General features: G+C 60.9%; 17 protein-coding genes and 1 tRNA gene. 10 read left to right on the top strand and 8 right to left on the bottom strand.

Going from position 1 to position 24,705, the window contains the following annotated elements; all coding sequences use genetic code 11:
* Positions 1–76: 76 nt before the first annotated feature.
* Positions 77–724: a hypothetical protein gene (locus tag DW796_RS00830; RefSeq protein WP_118093974.1), complete on the bottom strand. Its 648-nt coding sequence runs from the start codon at positions 722–724 to the stop codon at positions 77–79.
* An 846-nt stretch (positions 725–1,570) separates the two neighbouring features.
* On the opposite strand from DW796_RS00830, the gene clpB reads away from it, so the two are divergent.
* The 3 genes from clpB (at position 1,571) to DW796_RS00815 (ending at position 6,078) form a co-directional block, all read left to right on the top strand.
* Positions 1,571–4,198 (top strand): ATP-dependent chaperone ClpB, encoded by a 2,628-nt coding sequence (gene clpB, locus DW796_RS00825; RefSeq protein WP_118093973.1) that lies wholly within the window; start codon positions 1,571–1,573, stop codon positions 4,196–4,198.
* A gap of 134 nt (positions 4,199–4,332) precedes the next feature.
* Positions 4,333–4,518 carry a hypothetical protein gene (locus DW796_RS00820; protein ID WP_229057829.1) on the top strand — a complete coding sequence of 62 codons (186 nt, stop codon included), beginning with the start codon at positions 4,333–4,335 and terminating at the stop codon, positions 4,516–4,518.
* Positions 4,519–4,725: 207 nt separating this feature from the next.
* On the top strand, positions 4,726–6,078 hold the full coding sequence (locus tag DW796_RS00815; RefSeq protein WP_118093971.1) for an ATP-binding protein: 1,353 nt from the start codon (positions 4,726–4,728) through the stop codon (positions 6,076–6,078).
* A gap of 73 nt (positions 6,079–6,151) precedes the next feature.
* Here DW796_RS00815 and DW796_RS00810 read toward each other — a convergent pair whose 3' ends face one another.
* From DW796_RS00810 to DW796_RS00800, 3 genes are all read right to left on the bottom strand, one after another.
* Positions 6,152–7,633 carry a hypothetical protein gene (locus tag DW796_RS00810; protein ID WP_117848330.1) on the bottom strand — a complete coding sequence of 494 codons (1,482 nt, stop codon included), beginning with the start codon at positions 7,631–7,633 and terminating at the stop codon, positions 6,152–6,154.
* A gap of 232 nt (positions 7,634–7,865) precedes the next feature.
* Entirely contained in the window at positions 7,866–8,873 is a 1,008-nt protein-coding gene (locus DW796_RS00805) for a DUF5692 family protein (RefSeq protein ID WP_118093970.1), read from the bottom strand.
* A gap of 63 nt (positions 8,874–8,936) precedes the next feature.
* The gene (locus DW796_RS00800) at positions 8,937–9,599 is read right to left on the bottom strand and encodes a TetR/AcrR family transcriptional regulator (protein ID WP_118093969.1); all 663 of its coding nucleotides are present in this window, start codon (positions 9,597–9,599) and stop codon (positions 8,937–8,939) included.
* Between the two features lie 190 nt (positions 9,600–9,789).
* On the opposite strand from DW796_RS00800, the gene DW796_RS00795 reads away from it, so the two are divergent.
* The 7 genes from DW796_RS00795 (at position 9,790) to DW796_RS00765 (ending at position 17,223) form a co-directional block, all read left to right on the top strand.
* A complete protein-coding gene (locus tag DW796_RS00795) occupies positions 9,790–12,567 on the top strand; it encodes an FAD-dependent oxidoreductase (protein WP_187362342.1) in 2,778 nt (925 codons plus the stop codon).
* A 190-nt stretch (positions 12,568–12,757) separates the two neighbouring features.
* Positions 12,758–13,186 (top strand): hydrogenase maturation nickel metallochaperone HypA, encoded by a 429-nt coding sequence (locus DW796_RS00790; RefSeq protein WP_118093968.1) that lies wholly within the window; start codon positions 12,758–12,760, stop codon positions 13,184–13,186.
* Positions 13,187–13,560: 374 nt separating this feature from the next.
* Complete coding sequence (locus DW796_RS00785) at positions 13,561–14,550, top strand: PTS sugar transporter subunit IIB (RefSeq protein WP_089573275.1); 990 nt, start codon at positions 13,561–13,563, stop codon at positions 14,548–14,550.
* A gap of 18 nt (positions 14,551–14,568) precedes the next feature.
* Positions 14,569–15,387: a PTS mannose/fructose/sorbose transporter subunit IIC gene (locus tag DW796_RS00780; protein WP_117564943.1), complete on the top strand. Its 819-nt coding sequence runs from the start codon at positions 14,569–14,571 to the stop codon at positions 15,385–15,387.
* A gap of 16 nt (positions 15,388–15,403) precedes the next feature.
* Positions 15,404–16,324: a PTS system mannose/fructose/sorbose family transporter subunit IID gene (locus tag DW796_RS00775; RefSeq protein ID WP_117564942.1), complete on the top strand. Its 921-nt coding sequence runs from the start codon at positions 15,404–15,406 to the stop codon at positions 16,322–16,324.
* A 120-nt stretch (positions 16,325–16,444) separates the two neighbouring features.
* On the top strand, positions 16,445–16,843 hold the full coding sequence (locus tag DW796_RS00770; protein WP_117564941.1) for a DUF956 family protein: 399 nt from the start codon (positions 16,445–16,447) through the stop codon (positions 16,841–16,843).
* Positions 16,844–17,147: 304 nt separating this feature from the next.
* Positions 17,148–17,223: transfer RNA gene (locus tag DW796_RS00765), tRNA-Arg, on the top strand.
* A 285-nt stretch (positions 17,224–17,508) separates the two neighbouring features.
* Here DW796_RS00765 and pknB read toward each other — a convergent pair.
* From pknB to DW796_RS00745, 4 genes are all read right to left on the bottom strand, one after another.
* Entirely contained in the window at positions 17,509–19,470 is a 1,962-nt protein-coding gene (gene pknB, locus DW796_RS00760) for a Stk1 family PASTA domain-containing Ser/Thr kinase (RefSeq protein ID WP_118093967.1), read from the bottom strand.
* Positions 19,471–19,602: 132 nt separating this feature from the next.
* Positions 19,603–22,473, bottom strand: a complete 2,871-nt coding sequence (locus tag DW796_RS00755; RefSeq protein WP_117820982.1) for an FtsW/RodA/SpoVE family cell cycle protein — start codon at positions 22,471–22,473, stop codon at positions 19,603–19,605.
* Between the two features lie 16 nt (positions 22,474–22,489).
* Complete coding sequence (locus tag DW796_RS00750; protein WP_118093966.1) at positions 22,490–24,289, bottom strand: Stp1/IreP family PP2C-type Ser/Thr phosphatase; 1,800 nt, start codon at positions 24,287–24,289, stop codon at positions 22,490–22,492.
* Positions 24,286–24,702, bottom strand: a complete 417-nt coding sequence (locus DW796_RS00745) for an FHA domain-containing protein (RefSeq protein WP_006235180.1) — start codon at positions 24,700–24,702, stop codon at positions 24,286–24,288. Before DW796_RS00745 ends, DW796_RS00750 begins: the two co-directional genes overlap by 4 nt.
* Positions 24,703–24,705: the final 3 nt, after the last annotated feature.

The following is a 24,705-nucleotide window of genomic DNA, read 5'->3' as shown; positions in this document are numbered from 1 at the left end:
ACTTGCTTGATGCCGCCTCTTTTTATTGGGGCGGCTTCTTTTTGGACCACCACAAAGGTGCCTGTCCGGCGGGTTCTTATTTCGATGGGGTCCAGGTTATCTCATCGTCAAATAGCCAAGTGCGTGCTGAGCCGCTGTCGCGCGCTGTCTGCGGATCGGGCTCGCAGGTTTGTTCGTAGGCATCCTCGGTACACCGATCCATAAAATCGACGACTGCCGTCTGGTCGCCTTCCATGACGTAGATCACGTTGCCATCCGAGATATAGACTCCCGGCCCTTCGTTGTCCACGTAGCCGGGGTCGTATGAGACGTTGCACAGTCTGCTCCCGTTTGCCGCATCGAGTTCAAGGGTCGAATAATACCCGCCATTCATTTGGCTGTTCTTGGCTCGATATATTACGGCGCCGTACCACCGCTTAAACGTCTTGCCTTTGAGCAGCTTGGCTGCCTTACCGATAAGCTGCTCATCTTGGGTATAGCGCGTGGCCCCAAGTTCGATTCGGGGATAGTTGCTGACCCCAAGCGCTGCGGGCGTACCGTCAAAATCGACGGTGATCGAATCGGGTTTGACGATATCGGTGAGGATTTCGATGGGATAGCTTACGGTCTCAATCGCTGCCTGCGTTGCAGAGGCGGGGAGAAATGCGAGATAGATAATTCCTACGCCGACTGCGGTAATCGCAAACGCTAAGACGAGCAGGCCGATATAGGTGGAGCGTTTCACGGTGGGAACCTCGCAAACAGTATGCATTCATTAAGATAAGTGATACCAGCTTACGACAATATTCAAAAGAAAGCGACCGCCCGGAATGAGGGGGCTGAAAGGCCCCATTGGGCTTCGATTCGATCTCTAATAGGAATATTTGCCTCCCCTCATTCTGGGCGAGGGGTCAAAAATTGAGTTCACGAGTTTTGCGCAATACTATTCTCACTAAACCCGCTATTTTCACTATAAGCACTATAAAAACGACGGGGACGATGACGAGAGTATTGTGGCGTACGATAACCAAGCCGTTTAAGCCGGGACCCTTGTCTTGAATCTCCATCTATATCTGCGCGAACGGGCTATCGGTGGCTCTCGATTTCGTCGCTGTGTTCTCGTTGGATCTTGTGGGACGCTAAAAATAGACTGGGACCACCACAAAGGGGACAGGCACCTTTGTGGTGGTTCCGTTTGTCTCGATCTGTAACATCTGGGCTGTTGGAAGTAAGCCTGCTGTTACAGATTTAGATTTTCAGATGAGCCTTCGTGGCTTGTCTCGATCTGTAACAGTTAGACCCTAATTTGCCGAGTAGATGTTACAGATTGAGACAAACGGTTGCCGCTGGTCATTTCATCTCGATCTGTAACATCTAGGATCAAAAATGGCTGCTAGATGTTATAGATCGAGATGGTAGTGCGCCTGGGCAGCGACGGGCTGACATCTCAGTACCCTATCCATCAATCACTCAGAAAATCTTATATATAGAGACTTAGATTTATGTATATAATCGCGCAAAGCTGGCAACAATACTTCTCGAACAACGTGAAGCCGCCCCGTAGGGCGGCCGCCCCAAGAGAGGTGATTCCATGAGAATCGATAAGCTAGCAATGACGTCGCGCGAGGCGTTGCAGACCGCCATGAGCACGGCTGCTGACGCGCAGGCCGGCGCGGTGGAGCCGATTCACCTGCTGTCCGCCCTGCTCGGTGCCGGCGAGCGCAATATCTCCGTGATCATCGAGCGTATCGGCGCCGACCCGGCCCAGCTCGCACGCTCCACGCAGGATGCCATCGACCGCGCGCCCAAGGTTTCGGGCGAGGGTCAGCAGATGGGCCTGTCTAACGAGCTCGTCCGCGTCATCGAGAAGGCCGAGAAGAAGGCCACCAAGATGGGCGACAGCTTTGTGGTGACCGAGCATCTGCTGATGGCGCTTGCCGAGGACAAGGGCGAGGCGGGCCGCGTTCTGCGCGACGCAGGCGTTACCAAGGAGCGCATCGAGCAAGTCTACGAGGAGCTGCGCGGCGATGACCGCGTGACGTCTGCCGAGGACAAGACGCAGTTTGAGGCGCTGGAGCAGTACGGTCGCAACATCTGCGACCTCGCCCGCGCCGGCAAGCTCGACCCGGTCATCGGCCGTACTGACGAGATCCGCCGTACCATCCAGGTCCTGTCCCGCCGCACCAAGAACAACCCCGTGCTCATCGGCGAGCCGGGCGTCGGCAAGACGGCCATCGTCGAGGGCATCGCCCAGCGTATCGTGGCCGGCGACGTGCCGAGCACCCTGCGCGACCGCGACCTCATCGAGCTCGACATGAGCGCGCTGGTCGCCGGCGCCAAGTACCGCGGCGAGTTCGAGGACCGCTTGAAGGCCGTGCTCAAGGAGGTACAGAAGTCCGAAGGTAAGGTCATCCTGTTCATCGATGAGCTCCACACCATCGTGGGCGCGGGTGCCACCGAGGGCTCCATGGACGCCGGCAACATCCTGAAGCCGGCGCTTGCCCGTGGCGACTTGCACGCGATCGGCGCGACCACGCTCGACGAATACCGCAAGTACATCGAGAAGGACGCGGCGCTCGCCCGTCGTTTCCAGACCGTTATGGTCTCCGAGCCCACCGTCGAGGACACCATCTCGATCCTGCGCGGCCTCAAGGAGAAGTACGAGATCTTCCACGGCGTCCACATTACCGATAGCGCGCTCGTGGCCGCCGCCGACCTCTCCGATCGCTACATCGCCGACCGTTTCCTGCCCGACAAGGCCATCGACCTGGTCGATGAGGCGGCAAGCCGTCTGCGCATGGAGCTCGACAGCATGCCGGTCGAGATCGACGCCACCACGCGTCAACTCACCCAGCTGCAGATCGAGGAGCAGGCACTCATGAAGGAGACCGACGACGCCTCCAAGGAGCGTCTGGAGGCCCTGCGCCAGGAGATTGCCGAGGTCCAGGAAAAGCTCAATGTGCAAAAGGCCGGCTGGCTCAACCAAAAGAACGCCATCGACCACGTGCAGGAGCTCAAGGGGCAGCTCGACGAGGCCAAGAGCGAAGAGGAGCGCGCGACGCGCAACGGCGACCTGGGCCGTGCGTCCGAGCTGCGCTTCTCCGTGATTCCGGGCCTGCAGCAGCAGATTCAGGAGTCCGAGGCTGCACTCGAGGCGCAAAAGCAGCAGGATGGCGAGGGCCTCAACGAACAGGTGACCTCCGATGAGATCGCCGAGGTCGTGAGCGCCTGGACCGGCGTGCCCGTGTCCAAGATGATGCAGGGCGAGCTCGACAAGCTCAAGGGCCTGGAGGGCGAGCTGCATAAGCGCGTCATCGGTCAGGATGAGGCGGTCTCCGCTGTGGCCGCGGCCGTGCGCCGCAGCCGTGCGGGCCTCTCCGATCCGGACAAGCCCATCGGCAGCTTCTTCTTCCTGGGTCCCACCGGCGTGGGCAAGACCGAGCTCGCCAAGGCGCTGGCCGAGTGCCTGTTCGATGACGAGCGCGCGCTCGTGCGTATCGACATGTCCGAGTATATGGAGAAGTTCAGCGTCCAGCGTCTGATCGGTGCGCCTCCGGGATACGTGGGCTACGACGAGGGCGGCCAGCTCACCGAGGCCGTGCGCCGTCGTCCGTACTCCGTAATCTTGCTCGACGAGATGGAGAAGGCTCATCCGGATGTCTTCAACGTGCTGTTGCAGGTGCTTGATGACGGCCGTCTGACCGATGGCCAGGGTCGCCAGGTGTCCTTCAAGAACACGATTATCATCATGACGTCCAACGTGGGCTCCAAGGCCATCGCCGAGCTTTCCGGCAAGGACGAGGAGGAGATGCGCCATCAGGTCGACGCCGCCATGTCTCAGACCTTCCGCCCCGAGTTCCTCAACCGTATCGACGATATCGTGGTGTTCCATCCGCTCGGCATGGCGCAAATCGAAAAGATCGTCGACATCCAGCTTGCCGACGTTCGCGCACGCCTGGCCAAGGAGCGCATGACGCTTGCCATCACCCCGGCGGCCAAGCAGATGCTCGCCGTGGGTGGCCTGGACCCCGTGTTCGGTGCCCGTCCGCTCAAGCGCCTGGTCCAGCGCGAGGTCGTGGACGCCATCGCCGCCGCCATCATCGACGGCACGGTGCGCGAGGGCGATCAGGTGACGGTCGATGCCGACAAGGACGGCGGCTTTACCGTCGTGTGCGACAACACGCCGGCGGCCACCTACGAGGTCCCCGACGCCGAGTAGATTTATGGGACATGCCTTAAAATCTGCCAGCCGTCTCTAAACGCCAAGGGCGGCGGATCCAATGGGGTCCGCCGCCCTTTTTCGTGCGACAATCGATGATGTTGAACACGATTGCACGGCAAGGAGATATGCAGATGATAGACAAGAACAAGACGAACACGTCGACGACCGATGCCGCACCCAAGCCTGCGCCTAAGCCGGCACCCAAGCCGCGCGATCCCTACATCCGCGCCGAGAACGAGGACGACGACGGCTACGATCCCTATAGCGATCGTCGCCCCGAGCGCGAGCCCCTCTTCGAAGCCGACCCCTGGCGTTAAGTAGCTCATTTGGGACGGGGCTTTTTAGCTACTTTGTTTTCGGCTAGAGGCGTTCATGCCTGCCCCCCTCGGCCGCTCGATATCCTCCGGGAGGGGCCACTAATAGAAAACTTGCTTATCCATTAATCAAGATACGCATAATCTTGCTCTCCTGCTAATCAAGAATCGTTATAATCTTGATTAGCATGAGAGCAAGATTGGAGAATTATGGCATTCAACGACTTGGTGGCTCAAAAAATAAAGGACTTTGAGCAACAGGGGATTCCGCAGGTCTTTGAGCGAGACCTTGATCTGGGAAACCCACAGGAGCCAAAGCGCGACAACATCGTAAATGTGGTTGTGGGGGCCCGCCGTTGTGGAAAGACGTATCGCCTGTATCAGGAGATGCGGCGGCTTCAGGGCCAAGGCGTCGAGCTTGACCGGATGCTATATTTCAATTTTGAGGATGAGCGCTTGCGTCCGTATGAGCCATCGCTACTAGCGGACGTGCTCGATACATTCTATGCACTATATCCTGCTGCTCGAGGCGAGGGCGCCTACCTTTTCTTTGACGAGATCCAGGAAATACCCGAATGGGGTGCGTTTCTGCGGCGTGTAGTCGATACGGAGAAAGCGACCGTCTATGTGACGGGATCTTCTTCTAAGATGCTGTCCTCAGAACTTAAGAGCGAGTTCAGGGGTCGTTCTCTTATACGAGAGCTTTTTCCGTTGAGTTTTTCGGAATACGTTCGATATAAGACGGGGAGCGTTTTCGAGCCAGATGCGACCTTTTCCCCAAGCGATGCAGCGCTGCTTCGACATCATCTGATCGGATATCTTGAACGAGGGGGATTCATCGCGACGCTTGAGCAGACGCCCGCAGACGCGATTCAGCTGCTACAGGAATATGCTTCGCGAACGGTCGCTATGGACGTCGTTGAGCGTTACGACGTCAAGAACCCTCGCCTGGCATCGCTGTTCCTAACGCGGTGTATGGCATCTTCGGGACGAGAGCTGTCGGTGAACAAAGTGTACAACGAGTTCAAGAGCAGGCAGATACCCGTCAGTCGTAATTCGCTCAGCGACTTACTTGAGTATTATGAGGATGCCTACCTGCTGTTCTCCGTGCCGGAGTTCACGCGTTCACTGGCAAATAACATGCGGTCTGCGTCTAAGGTCTACGCTGTCGATCCCGCGATGTTTGGAGCATTCTCTCCCGCATCGGCATTGGACCAGGGCCAGAGGCTCGAGACCGCAGTGTTCAACGCGCTAAGAAGAAGGACCCCCGCCGTGCGGCCCGGTTCGGTTTGCCGCCTGCTGATTAAAGATAAGAATAAAAGCCATGAGGTGGACTTTGTGGCTGGGGATGCACTGCTCATGCAGGCTTACGGCCTGATTCAGGTAAGTGTGGATATGACAAGCGAGAAAACGCGCGAGCGCGAAATCGCCGCGCTCGATGCCGCGATGGCCCAGTTTGATCTTGGCGAGTCGGCAATCGTTACCATGGATGAGCAGGCCGATATTCCATGCAAACACGGCGTGGTACATGCTGTGCCCGCATGGAAGTGGCTCCTTTCCTAATCGTCTATGGATTTGCGAGGCCAGGACCTCCTGGCCCCTTCATCACGGTTGGGGAGCACCATGATGCGCCCGGCTAGTCCTGGGCCTTGATGCTCGGCAGGAGAATCTGGGCGAGGTAGTCGGTCTCGAGTTTGGTCGCGGCGTCGGCCTTGCCGTCTTTGCCGACCAGTACGTTCTTGATCTGGCTATAGGTGTAGCGGTTGCCGGTCGTGAGCTCGACAAGCTCAATGGCCGAGTCCATGGGGTAGGTCGACACGGGATTCTGCGTCCGTCCGTTGATGGTCTGGGGCACCACGTACGGATAGACGGGGCCGCTGGCGTAGACGGTATAACCGTTGCCTAGATTGGCCGCACCCAAAACCGTATCGCCCTCATCGGGCGTAAAGCTCTCGCCCTCGCGCACCGCGACGAGCGTCACAATCGGCGTATCGCTGTCGCCGGCAAGATAGATGCATAGCGTGCTGCCATTTTGCCAAGTCTCGACCTTGCCGTACCACTCGACGGGGATATCGAGCTGGTAGAGGTCGGTTGCCTTGTGGCGAGCGTCAGCATCGCGGGCTGCCTGTGCCTTTTGCGCGCTCACGGCATTGACGGCGGCGTCGCGCCGCGCGGTTGCCGCCTGCTGGAGCACCTTGGCGGTGGCGGCGGAGCTCGCGCCTCCCTCCTCGGCATATTTGGCGGCGGCATCGATCTGGTCGTCGGTTACCGTGTCGGCCGAAGGCACCTTGAGCTTAAAGGCGGCCTGGCTGCTTAGGTCCTGTCCGTCGCTCTTGATCGTGACCTGCGCCTTGGTGGTCGGCACGGTATAGACGGTGCCGTCGGACGCGATGGGGGAGGCAGCGATGGAGAGCGTGTAGTCACCGGGTAGCAGTTTGATGCCACGGCCGTGCTCGTCAACATAGAGTGTTTCGCTCACGGAGGATCCGTCAGAATCCTGGCCACTCACTTGTACGGGAATCTTGGAGCCGGCGGAACAGTCGAGGCCCGCGGCATGCACGCCAATCTGCACCGACATCATCGTGTGGGCATTGGCGGCGACAGCGGCAGCCTGCTCTTGCTGATATCCGTTCCAGGCAGCATAGCCTGCACCGCCGGCGACGAGCGCGACGGCCACGACACCGGCGACCATCAGATTGCGGCGCTTGGGCGACATCTTGCGATGGCGGACCTCGGCTTCGTGTGCCGAGGGAACGGACGGCAGGGGAATATCGCCCATGGCGATGGTCTCATCCACGGCTGGTGCGGAACCCAGGCCAGGAAGCTCGCGAGTCAGCGAATCTTCGGCCGGTAAGCTGTCGAGCAAGACGGTTTCCTCGCCCGTGTCGGATTCGGGCTGGTCGTCGGCCTCGCTATCGTCCTCTTCGGCTTCGTCAGGAGCGTCTTTGGCGTCGCCGCCTTCGTCCTCAGTGTCTTCGTGCACCTCGTCTTGCGCGTCGACGACCGAATCGCTAAACGAGAGCTCGTCTAGCGCGATCCGGTCAAGGCTCTCCAGGGCTTCGGCACATGCTTCCGCATCCTGGGCCGCATCCTCGCGGCCATACGTCTCATCGCTCATATATCCCCCAATGCAATATCGGCTCAACACTGTACCCAAAAATGGAGCCATATAAAGCGCATACGAAATATAAGATCCGATTTAACCTGAGCGCATCGTTCGGCCGCATCCTCGCGGCAGCAAAAGGCCCCCGGAACGCGGACGAATCACATTCCGGGGGCTCTGCAATGCGTTGAGTTGCGCGGAGCCGGCTATGCTGCTTCACATTCAAGCGGCGTTTGCGCCGGGCATGTTACTCGGCGTGCGCGTAATCAACCTTGGCGCGGCGAGCGGTAGCCTTCTCCCAATCGCTGGTGCCCTCAAAGACGTCCTGCTTGTAGGGATTGCGGCCGAGCTTCTTGGCGCGGTAGGCGATGTAGATGATCGCGGCGACGTTGGCGACCAGTGCGGCGATCGAGACCGCGGTAGCGGCGCCGGGGTCGAGCGTGGAGTGGGTCACAAAGATGGACTCCTCCTGGAAGTACGGGAACACCTGGGCAAACATGCACCAAATAGCAAGCGTAAAGGCGCGGTTCTGGATCCAGCCGCCCTTGTTCCAGATAAAGGCGGCGACGGTGGGCGCCAGCAGCAGCGCAAAGCCGCAGAACCAGGAGTGGGTGGGCAGGCAGTTGTAGGTGTAGCAGAAGTTCCAGATATCGTAGGCGATGATGTAGACCCAGGTCATGTCGGGCCACAGCATGTCGGTCTTGTCCTCGGAGGCGTAGACGCTCCACCAACCGGTCATGCAGAAGATGTTGATGATACCGGCGATGCCGTTGAACACGTTGTTCCAGCCGGCCAGCTGCGTAGCACCTTCGGAGGTGACCCAGGTGGACTCGCCCAGGACAAAGAAGTGATAGGCGCTCTCGAAGTCGGACACGACGGCGATCATGATGTTGATGGCGACGATCACAAACGGCCACGCGCGGAACCAATGCGCCTTGCCGATCTTGCCCCACTGGTACTTAATGGCAATGAAGCCCCAGCAACCGGCCAGCGCCGCGTACACCTTGGCGTAGTGGAACCAGCTGTTCTGGTACACATGGGTGGGGTTGGTGAGCGCCCACTCGGCACCTTGCGAGACGCCGATGGCGATGGCGACGCAGTAGATGGTCATGGCCAGCGGAGCCACGCCAAAGATGATGGCCGCGCCCAGCTTGGTGCGGCGGCCGACCTCGTTGAGCACGATCAGGCCAATAAAGACCATGGCCCAGCCGGCCCAGTGGATAAGGGTATCGCTACCCCAAACATCGAGCAGCATGCTGCTCTCCTTTCACACGCCCGCGGCCCCTCTTCCGATCGCGGGCAGTTTGGCCAAATGTCGTCAGTTCTGGGGCTTGCGCTCCGGATACTTGGCGGTATAGCCCTCGATGTGGAGTGTCGAGGCGATGATTTCCTTGACCGTCTCGTCGGGCACATCGGGGTGCGTGCGGATATACATCAACAGTCCCATGATGAGGGTGTAGAACGTCTCGTAGACATGGTCGATGCGCAGCTCATGATGGGCGACAAAATCCACCACGGTGGTGTCGCAGATGTACTGAGCCACGCGCTGAACCACGTTGTGCAAAAAGCCGCCGTAGAGCGCGCCACTGCTTGAGGTGAGCGTACTCGGCAGTTCGTGGCCGCTGGCGACCAGACGCTTAAAGAGCGGGGCGACGGTGTCGAGCGCGCCCTCGATATCGCCGACGGTGCGGCCGGCGTTCCACTGCTCGAGCTCGGAGATGAAGCCGTCGATCGCCTCGTCCATAACAGCGGTGACGGCGGCGTCCATATCGGCAAAGTAGTGGTAGAACAATGAACGCGTGCAGCCGGCTCGCTTGGTCACGGCCGATACCGATAGGTGGGACACGCCCAGCTCGGAGCTTACGGTGCGCACGGCATCGAGGATCTCGCGACGGCGTTCGTCGCCCGTCAGGCGCTTTGCCGCACTATCGGATGCGGGGACGGCATCGACCACAGAGGTATCTGCTGTTTTGCCGCCCATGTTTTGCCGCCTTCCATCCTCTTTTGCCTGACCGTTCGCCTAACAGTCTTGAATATTGTTGACGGTTCGTCAATACTATTTTTGACACAATGTCAACTAATGGCGGGTGAACGGCATGGGGGCATGTCCGGCCTGCAAAAAAAGAGGGGCGCTGCGGCCTCGTCGGGCTGCGGCAAGAGAAGGGACAACCATGATTCTCAACGGACCGGGAATTAGCTACACCGAGCCTGACATCGGTTCGGAGTTCGTGCCGCCGCTGCCGGAGCATCCGCGCGAGGCAATCGTCAAGCTGTGCGAGCACTGCACCAACCGTCTGCTGCATCGCGACGAGCTGCTGGGCTACGAGTACTGGTCGTTTGCCGAGGCCGCAACCGACGAGCAGGCCGAAGTGCTCTGCAAGATGAAGATGCGCCGTCCCTATACGCTGCCCGAGATGGTCAAGCTCACCGGCATGCCCGAGGCCGATATCGAGAAGATGCTCGACGACATGAGCTACACGGGTCTGCTCGAGTACAACTGGGAAAACCCCGAGCGCGCCAAGCAGTGGGTGCTGCCCATGCTGGTGCCGGGTTCCGCCGAGTTCCTCAACATGCGCGTGAGCCAGCTCGAGGAGCACCCGGTCTATGCCAAGTTCTTTGAACAGGCATCCAAGGGCCCGCTGTCCCGCGCCACGCCGATGGTGCCGCCCGGAGGCGCCGGTATCGGCATGCACGTCATTCCGGTCGAGAAGGCCATTGACGCCGCGAGCACCTCGGTGCCTATTGAGCATATCGAGCACTGGCTCGACAAATACGAGGGTAAGTATGCCGCCAGCACCTGCAGCTGCCGCGTGAGCCGTCGCGTGATGGGTGAGGGCTGCGCCGACGACCCGGCCGATTGGTGCATCGCCGTGGGCGATATGGCCGACTACGTGGTCGAGACCGACCGCGGTCATTACGTGACCCGCGACGAGGTTTACGACATCTTGCACCAGGCCGAGGACAACGGCTTTGTACACCAGATCACCAACATTGACGGCGAGAACAAGATCTTCGCCATCTGCAACTGCAACGTCAACGTGTGCTACGCCCTGCGCACCTCGCAGCTGTTCAACACGCCCAACCTGTCGCGCTCGGCCTATGTCGCCAAGGTCGAGAAGGACAAGTGCGTGGCCTGCGGTCGCTGCGTTGAGGTGTGTCCGGCCGGCGCCGTCAAGCTGGGCCAGAAGCTCTGCAGCAAAAAGGCCGGCGGACAGGTGCCTGAGTATCCGCGCCAGGAGCTGCCCGATGCCACCAAGTGGGACCACACCAAGTGGTCGCCTAACTACCGCAACGACAACCGCATCGAGACGCATGAGTCCGGCACCGCTCCCTGCAAGACGGCCTGCCCCGCGCACGTTGCCGTTCAGGGCTATCTGAAGCTCGCGGCGCAGGGCCGCTATGACGAGGCACTGGCGCTCATTAAGCGCGAGAACCCGCTGCCCGCTATCTGCGGCCGTGTGTGCAACCGCCGCTGCGAGGATGCCTGTACCCGTGGTCGCGTGGACGAGGCCGTGCCCATCGACGAGGTCAAGAAGTTTATCGCCCAGCGCGATCTGGACGCTGCGACCCGCTACGTCCCGCCCGTGGTGACGCCGACGCGCGCTGGCGGCTTCGACCAGAAGATTGCCATCATCGGTGCCGGCCCGGCCGGTCTGTCCTGCGCTTTTTATCTTGCCGAGAAGGGCTACAAGCCCGTCGTGTTCGAGAAAAACGAGCGCCCGGGTGGCATGCTCACCTATGGCATTCCTAGCTTTAAGCTGCAGAAGGACGTTATCGAGGCCGAGGTCGAGATCATTCGCCTGATGGGTGCCGAGTTCCGCTATGGCGTGGAAGTCGGTCGTGATGTGACGCTCGACGAGCTGCGCGAGCAGGGCTTTAAGGCCTTTTATGTTGCCATCGGCTGCCAGGGTGGCCGCCTTGCCGGTATTCCGGGCGAGGACGCCGAGGGTGTGACCGTGGCCGTCGACTTTTTGCGCGAGGTCAACAGCGGCAAGATTGACGCGCTGCCCGGCCGCACCATCGTGGTGGGCGGCGGCAACGTGGCCATCGACGTTGCCCGCAACGCCTGCCGTCTGGGTTCCGAGCACGTTGAGATGTTTTGCCTGGAGAGCGAGGCACAGATGCCCGCCAGCGAGGAAGAGCGTCGCGAGGCCATCGAGGACGGCGCGCACATCAGCTGCGGTTGGGGCCCCAAGGAGGTCCACCTGGACGAGGCCGGTCGTGTGTGCGGTATCACCTTCAAGCGCTGCACGCGTGTCTTTGACGACGAAGGCCGTTTTGCGCCCGAGTACGACGAGAACGATCTACGCCGTGTCGATGCTTACCGTGTCGTCATGTCCATCGGCCAGTCCATCGTGTGGGGCGACCTGCTGGCTGGCTCCAAGGTGGAGCTTGGCCGTGGTCAGGGTGCCCTTGCCGATCCCCAGACCTACCAGACCGCCGAGCCCGACATCTTTGTGGGCGGCGACGTCTATACCGGTCCGAGCTTTGCCATCGATGCCATCGCCGCCGGTCACGAGGCTGCGGTGTCCATCCACCGCTTTGTGCAGCCGGGCTCCACGCTCACCATCGGCCGCAACCAGCGCCGCTACACCGCGCTCGACCGCGACGATGTCGTGATCGAGAGCTATGACAACGCGAGCCGCGAGGTTGCCCACATGGACCGCGAGCGCGAGAAGGCCGCGCCCTTCAGCGAGTACGTCGAGACCTTTACCGAAGAGCAGGTGCGCGCCGAGACCGCCCGTTGCCTTGGCTGCGGTGCCTCAATCGTCGACCCCAACAAGTGCATCGGCTGCGGCCTGTGCACCACCAAGTGCGCGTTTGACGCTATCCACCTGGATCGCGACCGCCCCGAGTGCTCCACGATGGTCAAGTACGAGCAAAAGCTGCCGAGCCTGGGCAAGTACGCACTCAAGCGCGCGATCAAGATCAAGTTCGGCAAGAAGTAAGAGACCTAACAAGTAAGTGAACGGCGCAGAGGGCGGTTGGACAGCGAGCGGGTCCCAGGCGTGGCGAGGTGCCTTGAAAGAGGAGGGCATAGGGCTTTTGCCCATGCCCGACGATTGAAAGGCAGATCGCCCGTCTGGGGCTCGCGCAGCGTCAAGCCGACCGCCGTTCGGTAGAACGGCGGAGGAAAAAGTGCATGAATTAGGAATCGTGTATCACATCATTCGCGATGTCGAGAACGTGGCGCGCGCCAATGGCGTGCGCCACGTTTCGAGCGTGACGTTGCTGCTGGGCGAGGTCTCGGGCGTCGTTCCCGATCTACTACTCGACGCTTGGCACTGGGCGGCAGATAAAAAGCCTATCGCGCAGGGCGCGGAGCTTATCGTGGAGCCCGTCGAGGCCGTGACGCATTGCGAGGCGTGCGGCCGCGACTATGCGACAGTCGAGCACGGCAAGACCTGCCCCCATTGCGGTAGCGGCGATACCTATCTGCTCCAGGGCCAAGAGGTCATGATCAAGCAGATCGAGACCCCCGACGAGGACCCGACAGACGCTGCCCCCGACGGCCTATCCGATGCCCCCGATGCCGTCGACGCCGCCAACCCCCTCCACATCGCCTAACTTAGTCGTTGGGGACGTTCTTAAACGACTAGTCATTAAAGAACGTCCCTAACGACTACTTTGCTAGATCATATTTCTTACCATTAGTCAAGCACCATCTGTTTAAACGAAATAGCCTCAACGCGAGCACATTTGTGTCTGTTTAAAACCGGCAATAATGAACAGCGTGCTCAATTCGGTCATGTAAATAGATCAGCTATCAATCCTCAGCAGCAAATCAGCCAAAATACTGGAATGTAATCAGCTTGTAACAAAACAAGACGTTTAAACAAATAATGCTACCTTTTGCAGTTTTTCAAACAATTCTGCTGTATTTGCAGCTATACTCCATAACTGTCGTGTAGGAAATACGTAGACAAAAAGGAGGTTATGTGATGGTAAGTATTGTTCTTGCTAGCCATGGTGACTTGGCGGCTGGAATCAAGCAGACGGGCTCGATGGTCTTTGGCGATCAGCCGTCTGTTGCCGTGGTCTCGCTCGAGCCGAGCATGGGCCCCGACGACTTCCGTGCCAAGGTCGAGGAAGCAATCGCTTCCTTCGAGGACCAGGAGCAGGTGCTCTTCCTCGTTGATCTGTGGGGCGGCACGCCGTTCAACCAGATCAGCGGGCTCATCGAGGGCCACGATTCCTGGGCTATCGTCACCGGTGTCAACCTGCCTATGCTCATCGAGGCATATTCGCAGCGCTTTGACGCAAAGAACACTGCACATGCGATCGCAAAACATCTCGTGACTGAGGCTAAGGCTGGCGTGCGCGTCAAGCCCGAGTCTCTGGAGCCCGAGGAGAAGAAGCCGGCTGCGGCCGCCGCTGCTCCTGCGGGTGCCATTCCTCCGGGAACGGTGATCGGCGACGGGCACATCAAGATCGCCCACGTCCGTATCGACACGCGCCTGCTGCATGGTCAGGTGGCCACCACGTGGACCAAGCAGATCAACCCCAACCGCATCATCGTGGTCTCCGACGGCGTTGCTCACGACGAGCTCCGCAAGACCATGATCGAGCAGGCTGCCCCTCCGGGAGTCCACGCCAACGTCGTGCCTATCAAGAAGATGGCCGAGGTCGTCAAGGACACGCGCTTTGGCGACACCAAGGCGATGCTGCTGTTCGAGAACCCGCAGGATCTGCTCAGGGCCATCGAGGCCGGCGTCGACATCAAGGAAGCCAACATCGGTTCCATGGCCCACTCCAAGGGCAAGGTCGTCGTCACTAACGCTGTCGCTATGGGCGATGACGATGTCAAGACCATCGAGGCTCTCAAGGCCAAGGGCGTCAAGTTCGAGGTCCGCAAGGTTCCTTCGGATTCCTCCGAGGATCTCGACGCCATGTTGAAGAAAGCTAAGGCCGAACTGGCCGCTCAAGCATAGTAAAGGAGGGTCCGATACATGTCTGCAATCACTATTCTGCTTGTTGCGATTGTCGCGTTGCTTGCCGGTATGGAAGGCATTCTGGATGAGTTCCAGTTCCATCAGCCGCTCGTGGCATGCACGCTTATCGGTCTCGTAACCGGTCACCTTCAGGAGGGCATCCTCCTGGGCGGTTCGCTCCAGATGATGGCCCTTGGCTGGGCTAACGTCGGCGCCGCCGTCGCGCCTGACGCCGCTCTGGCCTCGGTCGCTTCTTCGATCATCATGGTGCTCGCCCTCAACGGTGGCGCCACCGATTCGGCCAAGGCCGTTACCGCCGCCATCGCCGTCGCCGTCCCGCTGTCGGTCGCTGGTCTGTTCCTGACCATGATCTGCCGTACCCTGGCTACCGCTATGGTTCACGCCATGGACGCCTGCGCCGAGAAGGGCGACTTCGCCGGCATCGAGCGTTGGCAGTACGCCGGCATCCTCATGCAGGGTGTTCGTATCGCCATCCCGGCAGTACTTCTGTGCATCATCCCGGCCGAGGCCGTTACCAACGCGCTTAACGCTATGCCCGATTGGCTGTCCGGCGGCATGGCTGTCGGCGGCGGCATGGTCGCTTCCGTCGGTTACGCCATGGTCATCAACATGATGGCCACCAAGGAGACCTGGCCGTTCTTCATCCTCGGCTTTGTCCTTGCTGCCATCCCTCAGCTCACGCTGATCGCCCTTGGCCTCATCGGCATCTCCCTTGCCCTCATCTACCTTGGCCTTAAGGATCTGGCCAAGCAGGGTGGCGGCATGGGCGGTGGCTCCGGTGACCCGCTCGGCGACATTCTGAACGATTACGAGTAGGAGGGGAGTGATACATATGGCAGAGAACAAGATTCAGCTCACCAAGGCTGACCGTAAGAAGGTTTGCTTCCGTCATCAGTTCCTTCAGGGCTCGTGGAACTACGAGCGTATGCAGAACGGCGGCTGGTGCTTCGCAATGATCCCTGCGATCAAGAAGCTCTACACCAGCAAGGATGACCAGATTGCCGCTCTTAAGCGCCACCTGGAGTTCTATAACACCCACCCCTATGTTTCCGCCCCCGTCATTGGCGTTACCCTCGCCCTCGAGGAGGAGCGCGCCAACGGTGCTCCGATTGACGACGTCGCCATTCAGGGCGTCAAGGTCGGTATGATGGGCCCGCTCGCCGGCGTCGGCGACCCCGCCTTCTGGTTCACCCTTCGCCCGATTCTGGGTGCACTGGGCGCTTCCCTGGCCCTGTCCGGCAGCATCGCCGGTCCGCTGCTGTTCTTCTTCGCGTGGAACATCATCCGTTACGCCTTCCTGTGGTACACGCAGGAGTTTGGCTATAAGGTCGGCTCCTCCATCGCCAAGGACCTCTCCGGCGGTCTGATGGGCAAGGTCACCGAGGGTGCTTCCATCCTGGGTATGTTCATCATCGGCGCCCTGGTCGAGCGCTGGGTGTCCATCTCCTTCACCCCGGTCGTCTCCAAGGTCACGCAGTCCGCTGGCGCCTATATCGACTGGGCCAACCTGCCCGCCGGTTCTGAGGGCATCAAGCAGGCATTGACGATGTACAGCTCTGTCGGTGCCAACGCACTCGACCCGGTGAAGGTCACCACGCTTCAGGCCAACCTCGATCAGCTCATCCCCGGCCTTGCCGCCGTGTGCCTGACCCTTCTGGTCTGCAAGCTCCTCAAGAAGAAGGTCAGCCCGATCGTCATCATCCTGGCTCTCTTCGCCGTCGGCATCATCGGTCGCGTCTGCGGCTTCATGTAAGCACGCTTCGGCTTAAGACCGAGAGTTGCTAGGCAAGGGCTTTTGAGCCATTGAAACGGACCGCACCCGGTGGGTACACTGGATGCGGTCCGATTGTTTTATTTGGAGGGCGAGGCGCGTATGGCGCAATCTCAGAACAGCACGGTCGATCTGGCAACGCCGGCAACCTGCCTGATGGGGCTTACCAGTCACGGTAACGTGATGGTGGGCAATAAGGCGTTTGAGTACTATAACGAGCGCAATCCCGAGGATTATATCCAAATCCCGTGGGACGAGGTCGACTATATTGCCGCCGAGGTTTTGCGCGGCACCAAGAAGATTACGCGTTTTGCCATCTTTACCAAAGAGAATGGCCACTTTACGTTTTCGACGCGCAATGACAAGGAAACGCTTCGCGCGGTGCGTAAGTACATTGACGAGGACAAGCTCGTTCGTTCGCCCGACTTTATCGATGTGACGGCCAAGGGCGCCAAGAGCATCCCCTCCGTCATCAAGAACCTTTTCCACAAAGGCAACTAGCCATTAAAGAGCGCCCCCCTAAAGTGGGACGCGGTTTCCCATGAGGCTCGATCGGGAAAGTGCATCCCGGTTCGAGTGCCGATTGCGGGATGTAGTTTCCGGAACGGGCCCGTTTGGGAAACCGTGTCCCGTTTCGAGTCGAAATTCTGGGACACAGTTTCCCAGCGAGGTCCCATGGGGAAAGTCTGACCCAGAATTTGCCTGGATAGTGGGACGCACTTTCCGGAGGGCTGTTCCACCGCAACTTCGAAGAGTGGCTACACGCTGCATCACAACGTGTAAATCTGCTACACTAGTACAACATGCCTCCGTAGCTCAGGGGATAGAGCACCGCTCTCCTAAAGCGGGTGTCGACGGTTCGAATCCGCCCGGGGGCACCAGAAGATTATAACGGCGTCGCGAGAGCGGCGCCGTTTCTGGTTTGTGGGAGCTGCCGACGGATTAGGACCGTCGACACCCGCGTCACCAATTTCCCCGCGGGGGGGGAGTTTTCGAATCAGCCCGGGGACACCAGAGATTGATCGAGCCCGGTACACCGTCACGGTACCGGGCTCTTCTGGTTCATGCCATGTCAAAAACGAAGCGCCCGCTTGCTGGGGGAGCAAGCGGGCGCCTGTGAGCGAATATGTTTGCGGCGAGAGCCGTAATGAGCGGTTGGGTTGCGACTAGTTGGTCGTACCGGAATCGTCGCCCGTGCTCGTGCCTGAACCCGAACCCGAGCCAGAAAGTGCAACCGTCAGCGTAATCGTGCTGTCGGTGGACTGTTTGCCGGTGGGGGAGACGCCCGTAACGGTGGCGTTTTCATTGCCGCTCACGGGGTTGCCGTTCTGATCGCAGAATGCGATGTTGTAGAACCCGGCGTTGTTGAGCGCGGTGACGGCCGCGGAGATGCTCTTGCCGTACAGGTTGCCCGGAACGCTGGCCTTGCCGGACTTCTTGGCAATGACGACGGTAATCGTGTCGCCAGGCTTCTGCTTGCCGCTGGGGTTCCAGCTAATCACGGTGCCCTCGGTAACCGAATCGTTCTCCTGGTAGCTCACGTCGACGCCAAAGCCTGCCATATCGAGGGCGTTGCGCGCCTGGGCCTCGGTCATGTCGGTCAGATCGGGGACGGAGGTGGTGTCAGGACCGCTGGAGACCTTGTACGAGATGGTCGTGCCCTTCTCGACTTCCTTACCGGGTTCGGTGCCCTGCTCAAAGACCTGGCCCTCATCGGCCTCGTTGGCCTCCTCGGAGGCGTTGCCCTTCAGGCCAACGCTTGCCAGCGCGGCTTCTGCCTGGTCCTTGGTCAGGCCGACAAGCCGGGGAACCTCAACCTTCTCGGAGGGCTTGGGGCCCTTGGAGATTACCAGGTTCACCTTGGTGCCCTTGGCCTTCTTGGTTTTGCCGTTGGGCGTCTGCTCGGCGACCTTGCCCTCGTCGATATCGTCGTTGTAGCTTTGGTCGATGGTGCCGACCTCGAGGCCGGCTTCCTTGATCTGCTCGACGGCAGTCTGCTGGTCCTTGCCCAGCACATCGGGCACGGTGACCTGCTCGCCGCCAAAGAGTCCTGTGGCAAAGGCCACCACGATACCGATGACGGCAACGGCTGCCACCACGGCGGCGATGATCTTGTTCTTGTTGGATTTGGGCTTTTCGACCTCGTAGGAGCCGGTGGAGCCCGAAACCGAGCTACGGGCGGTATTCTGGCCGCTCACGCCCGAGACGGGACGTACCATGGCGCGCGTCTGATCGGAAAGCTCGCGAGTCTTGGTGGCGCCCAGTTCACCGGGTGCACCGATGATGCGCGTGGGCTCCGAGATGTTGACGGCACGGCCCGACAGGTAGCTGTTGAGCACCTGACGCAGCTCGTCGGCGGTCTGGAAGCGGTTTGCCGGGTCCTTCTCCATGCACTTGAGGATGATACGCTCAAGGTCGGCGTCGACACCGGAGTTGATCTGGCTCGGCGGAATAGGCAGCTCGTTGACCTGCTTGAGTGCGACTGAGATGGCGTCATCACCGTCAAAGGGCACGCGGCCGGTGGCGCACTCGTACATCACGACGCCCAGCGAGTAGATATCCGAGGTGGGGCCGAGGTCCTGACCACGGGTCTGCTCGGGACTGACGTAGTGGGCGGTTCCCAGCACGTTGTTGTCTTGCGTGAGGTGGCTGTTCTTGGCGCGCGCGATGCCAAAGTCCATCACCTTGATGTTGCCGTCGGGCAGCACCATGATGTTCTGCGGCTTGATGTCGCGGTGGATGATCTCGTGCTTGTGGGCGACCGAAAGCGCGGAGCTGATCTGCGAGCCGATCTGGGCGACCTTCTTGGGGTCGAGGGCGCCGTGGCTCTTGATGCCGCTCTTAAGGTCGGTGCCGCGCAGGTACTCCATGACGATGTAATAGGTGTCGCCGTCCTTGCCCCAATCGTAGACGCCCACGATATAGGGGGAGGAGAGACCGGCTGCTGCCTGGGCCTCCTGCTTAAAGCGTGCGGCGAAGGTTGCGTCGCCAGCATACTGCGGCAGCATGATCTTGACGGCTACCGTGCGGTCGAGGACCTGGTCCTGCGCACGGAAGACGGTCGCCATGCCGCCTGTCCCCACCTTATCCTTGAGGAGGTATCTTCCCCCGAGGACCCTCTGTTCCATTCCTGCTCCTAACATAACTATTCGCTCAACGATGTGTGTAGTACCTACGATGTGGCCGCTGGGGCCGTGTGGCGCGTTGCCGCTAACTCTTCGGCCGCGGCGCGCCTCGGGTGACCGATTCGATCATGGGCATCACGCTCCCTGTGCGGCGAGCGCTGCGGTCAGGACGATGCCGGCAATCTTGGCCGCCTTGACGTCGTGTTTGTCGTAATCCTCCAAGGCCACCGAGATGGCGACCGTGGGTGAATCGTAAGGTGCAAAGCCAACGAACATCGAGTTGACGTTGGTGCCGCCGGTCTCGGCCGAGCCGGTCTTGCCGGCGACCTTGACGCCGGGGACCTGGGCATCGGTGCCGGTACCGGACTGGACGACGGCGAGCATGGCCTGCTTGACCTGGTCGGCCGTGGCGGAGCTGACGGCCTGACCCAGCGAGCGGGACTGCGTGGTCTTGACCACAGTTCCGTCCGGGGCGAGTACCTGGGCTACAAAGTACGGGTCCATGACCACGCCACTGTTAGCGATGGCGGCGGCAATCACGGCGTTTTGCATGACGGTGGTCTGCGGGCCGGGCGTGTGGTCCATGCCGACAGGCTGGCCGGCGCCGGCCCAAGCGGTCTCCCACTCGGTCATGAGCGACGGGTCTGCCATGATGGAGGCCGCGGAGGTCAGGTCCTGGCCGAGCTTTTGGCCGTAGCCAAAGGCGTTGGCAAACTGCACGAGCGTGTTTGCGCCAACTTCGTTTGCCACCTGGCCAAAGACGACGTTGGAGGACACGGCAAAGGCCTGCTGCAGGCTGATGGTGCCGTAGCTCTCGTTGGCATAGTTGGTGACCGGTGCGTTGCCGATGTCCATGGAGCCGGGCGCTTGGTAGGTGCTGGTAAGGCTGGCGGTACCGGTCTCGAGTGCCGCGGAAAGCGTAACGACCTTAAACGTGGAGCCCGGCGTGTACAGCGCGTCCATGGCGCGATTGTACATAGAGCCGTCCTCGCCGCCGCCCGCCTGCAGCAGGGCGTCGATGTTGGTGTTGTCATAGGTGGGCGAGCTGGCGCATGCGAGCACCGCACCGGTACGCGGGTCGATGACCACTACAGCGCCCTTAAAGCCCTTGAGCGCCTGCTCGGCCGCCGTCTGGATACGCGAGTCGATGGTGAGCTTGGCGGTGTTGCCCGGCTGGGTCTGGCCCGCGAGCGACGCGATGGCGTTGTTCCAGCTGGAGTAATCCTTAGAGCCGGTGAGCGTGTCGTTCATGACACTCTCGATGGCGGTGGTGCCATACTGCTGGCTCACGTAGCCAACCACGTGCGCTGCCAGGTTGCCGTTGGGGTAGGAGCGTACGTAGGTGCCGTCCTCCTGCTGCAGCGACTCGGCCAGCGTCACGCCGTCGGACGTGATGATGGAACCGCGCTGGATGTACTTGGAGCGGGCAATAGTGTGGTTGTTGGTCGGCATATCCTGATAGTCCTTGGCCTTGATGACCTGGACATAGGTGAGGTTGCCGATAAGGATGGCGAACAGCGCCGTAAAGGCGAGCACCGCACGGGTTAGACGGTTGGCGAGCGCCACGCGGCCGAGCACACCGGATTCAGGCGTGTCGAGCAGGCGACGGCGCATGCGCGAGCCGACGGAATGGCTGCCGCTGCCGTAGGAAGACGAGGTGGCAAAGCGCGTGCCCGTCGGGGCGGCGGCGGATGCGACCTGATCATCGGTGATGGCGGTCATGGTGCCGGTGCCGGTAAGCTCGGCCTCGCGTCCGGTCGCTTCGTCACCGGCGCGCAGCAGGAGCGCGACGATGATAAAGCTTGCCAGCAGCGAGGAACCGCCCTGGCTCATAAAGGGCAGGGTGACGCCGGTCAGCGGTATCAGGCGGGTAACGCCGCCCACGATCAAAAAGGCCTGGAAGCTGATGGCGGCCGTAAGGCCCGTGGCGCTAAAGGCGGCGAGGTCGGATTTAGCGCGGGCAGCCGTGGTGAGGCCACGCACGGCAAAAAGCATAAACAGGATGAGCACGGCGCCGCCGCCCAAAAGGCCCATCTCCTCGCCGATAGCCGAGAAGATAAAGTCGGACTCGACGACGGGGATGTTGTTGGCCATGCCGTTGCCGATGCCAACACCGACCAGGCCGCCATCGGCAAGCGAGAAGAGCGACTGGACGATCTGGTAGCCCTGGCCCTGGGCGTCCTTAAACGGATCGACCCAAACCTGGAAACGCACCTGAACGTGAGACAGGAACTTGTAGGCGCCCACAGCTCCAACGGCTAAGAGCGCAAGGCCGATAACGACATACGAAAAGCGCCCCGTGGCAACGTAGAGCATCAGCAAGAAGATGGTGTAGAACAGCACGGCCGAACCCAGGTCGCGTTCGAAGACGACGACGAGCAGGCACACACCCCACACGGCAAACAGCGGCAGCAGCAGTCGCAGGCGAGGGATCTTAAAGCCCAGGATCTTGCGGTTGGAGATGGAGAGTAGCTCGCGGTTCTCGGCCAGGTACCCGGCCAGGAACAGGACGATAAAGACCTTGGCGAACTCGCCGGGCTGGATGGTAAAGCCCGCGATGCGAATCCACAGCTTGGAGCCCGAGATCGTGGTGCCGATAAAGATGGGCAGCATCAGCAGAATGATGCCGATGATGCCAAAGGTGTACTTGTAGCGCATAACCACGTCGAGGTTTTTGACCAGTGCAAGCGTTCCCACCATGAGCGCCACCGAGACAAACAGGATGATGAGCTGTGAGATGGCGAGAGCGGGGGCGAGGCGTGTCACGAACGTGATACCGATGCCCGAAAGTATAAATACGATGGGTAGGATGGCGGGGTCGGCGCCGGGCGCCAAGATGCGCACGGCGATATGTGCCGCGGCGAAGGCGGCAAAGAGGCCGATCGGCACGGCGAGCGTCTCAAAGGAGATGGCGGCGCCCGCGGTGAGCACGTACATCGCATACAGCAGGATGACGGGGAACGCCGAGGCGATGAGCAAGAGCAGCTCGGTGTTGCGGCGACTCATAAGCGGCACTCCCTTTCTAGTTCTTTTCGGAGGCTTCGGCCTCGGCGGACTGTTCGGCGGTTTTCTCGGAATCTGATTCGGAGGTCGATCCCTGGTCGGTGTTGTCGCGAATCGTTTGCGCGTCGATCACCTGGCGGGTCTGCTCCTCGTCGATCTGGTGGCGGTACTTGGATATCGTGTCCTGCGCATCGTCGACACTTGTTTGCGGAATGCCCGCCTTGAGGCGGTTTTGCGTGTCTTCGGGCAGGTCGGACAGCTTGATACTGGTTTCGCTTTCGAGCCAGTGGAGCTTGAGTCCGAGCGGCTTGCCGGGCAGGCCGCGCCAGACGGCGACATTGCCCTGGTAGGTACCCAGGTAGTACGAGCCGGTGACACCCGTGTAGGCCCAGATGGCAGCCGCCAGCACCAAGACGAGACCTAAGACGACGCCGATGGTGACGTTGCGGCGACGCACGCGTTGCGCCTCGCGCATAACGCCATCGTCAACCAGGTCAACGACTACTACGGTCACGTTGTCGTGGCCGCCGGCGGCAAGCGCCGCGTCCACTAGGTTGTCGACGCAGATTTGCGCGGTTGAGGACTGCGTGGCGATGTTCTCGATATCGCTATCGGGAATCATGCTCGAAAGGCCGTCGGAGCACAGGATCAGGCGGTCGCCTTCCTCGATATGCAGAGTGAAGTGGTCGGCATACATGGCGGGGTCCGAGCCCAGCGCACGGGTGATGACCGAGCGGTTTGGGTGGACGCGAGCCTCGTCTGCCGTAATCTCACCGGCGTCCACGAGCTCCTCCACGTAGGAGTGGTCGCGGGTCACGCGGATGAGCGTGCCCTCGTGGAGCAGGTAGGCGCGAGAGTCACCCACGTGGGCGATGGCGAGCGTGTCGTTTTCGATATAGGCGCAAGTGGCTGTGCAGCCCATGCCGGGCTTGCCCAGGCCGTTCAGGGCCGCCTCGATTACGGCGGCGTTGGCTGCCTCGACGGCTGCGGCCAGGCGTGCTGCGTCGGCGGACTGCGGGGCCGTCTTGGCAATAGTCTCGACGGCAATGGAAGAGGCTACCTCGCCGGCGGCGTGACCGCCCATGCCGTCGCATACGCAAAAGAGCGGCGACTGCACCAGGTAGGAATCCTCATTGTGCGGGCGTACGCAGCCAACGTCAGAGCGGGCGCCCCACATGAGTTGCGTGGTGGTGCCGGCATCATAGGTCGAGTCGGTCTCGATGCGCTCCTCGGTCAGGGGCTCAAAGCTCATGGTCGACCCGGGGTCTTTGAGCTTGGCCTCAACGGCGGCAACGTCGATCTCGGCTGTGTCACCGGGAGAGACGGTGTCGGTCTCGGCGTTTGATTCGGAATCGCCGGTGTCCGGGGAGTCGGGCTCCTCGGAAACGCGGGCGGTCGGCTCGTCATCTTGCGGGCTGACGTCTATAGGCTCGGGCGCCGGCGTAGACGCGGGCGCAACCTCGGATGCCGGGGCTATGGGAAACGCCGGCGCGGCGGGCTCGGGTGCCGCAAACACCGCAGCGCTCTCGTTGATTGCCGCGGCGACGGGCTCTGCAAAGTGAGCCGGCGCCGGGGTTGCTTCGGGCGCTGTGGGCTGTTCCGCAGCATGTGCGCCGATGGGCGCCGCTACGGCATCCTCTTCGTCCTCGTTATCGGCGAGATCCGAAATATCATGCGTTACTTGCGAAAGAGGCAGGGAGAACACGGTGTCCTCGGGCTCCACGGGTGCGGAGCCCGCCGGAGCGGCGTGGGCCGGCGCAGCTGTGGCGGCGGCCGGTGCCTCGGTCATAGTTGCGGACTTGTTCTCCTCGTCGATCATCGACGGTTCACCTTCATGACCACGTCGCCAATCTGGACTTCGTCGCCCTCACGCAGCGTCGCGGGCTCCACGAGCTGGCGGCCGTTGACGAGCGTGCCGTTAAGCGAGTTGAGGTCCTCGATGATGAGCGCCGGGCCCTGCAGCGAAAAGCGCGCATGCGAGGCCGAGACGAACGGTTCGTTGATGCAGATGTCCGAAGACGGAGAGCGACCGACGATGACGGGGCCGAGCATGTCTACGTGGATGCCGCGGATACCGCGCGGGCCCTTGTCCACATCGATCGTCCAGATAGCCGAGTCGCGGCGCTGCCCGCGCACGAGTCCCACGCCGGTCTTCATGACGGCGAACAGGAAGATATAGAGCAGGGCGACCAGGACGATGCGGCCTGCAAAAAGGACGATATCGATGTTCATAAG

The sequence above is a fragment of the Collinsella sp. AM31-2AC genome (assembly GCF_003469285.1).
Taxonomy (GTDB): Bacteria; Actinomycetota; Coriobacteriia; order Coriobacteriales; family Coriobacteriaceae; genus Collinsella; species Collinsella aerofaciens_AT.
The sequence above is the reverse complement of the archived record's forward strand: the minus strand, read 5'-3'. Positions and strand labels throughout refer to the sequence as shown.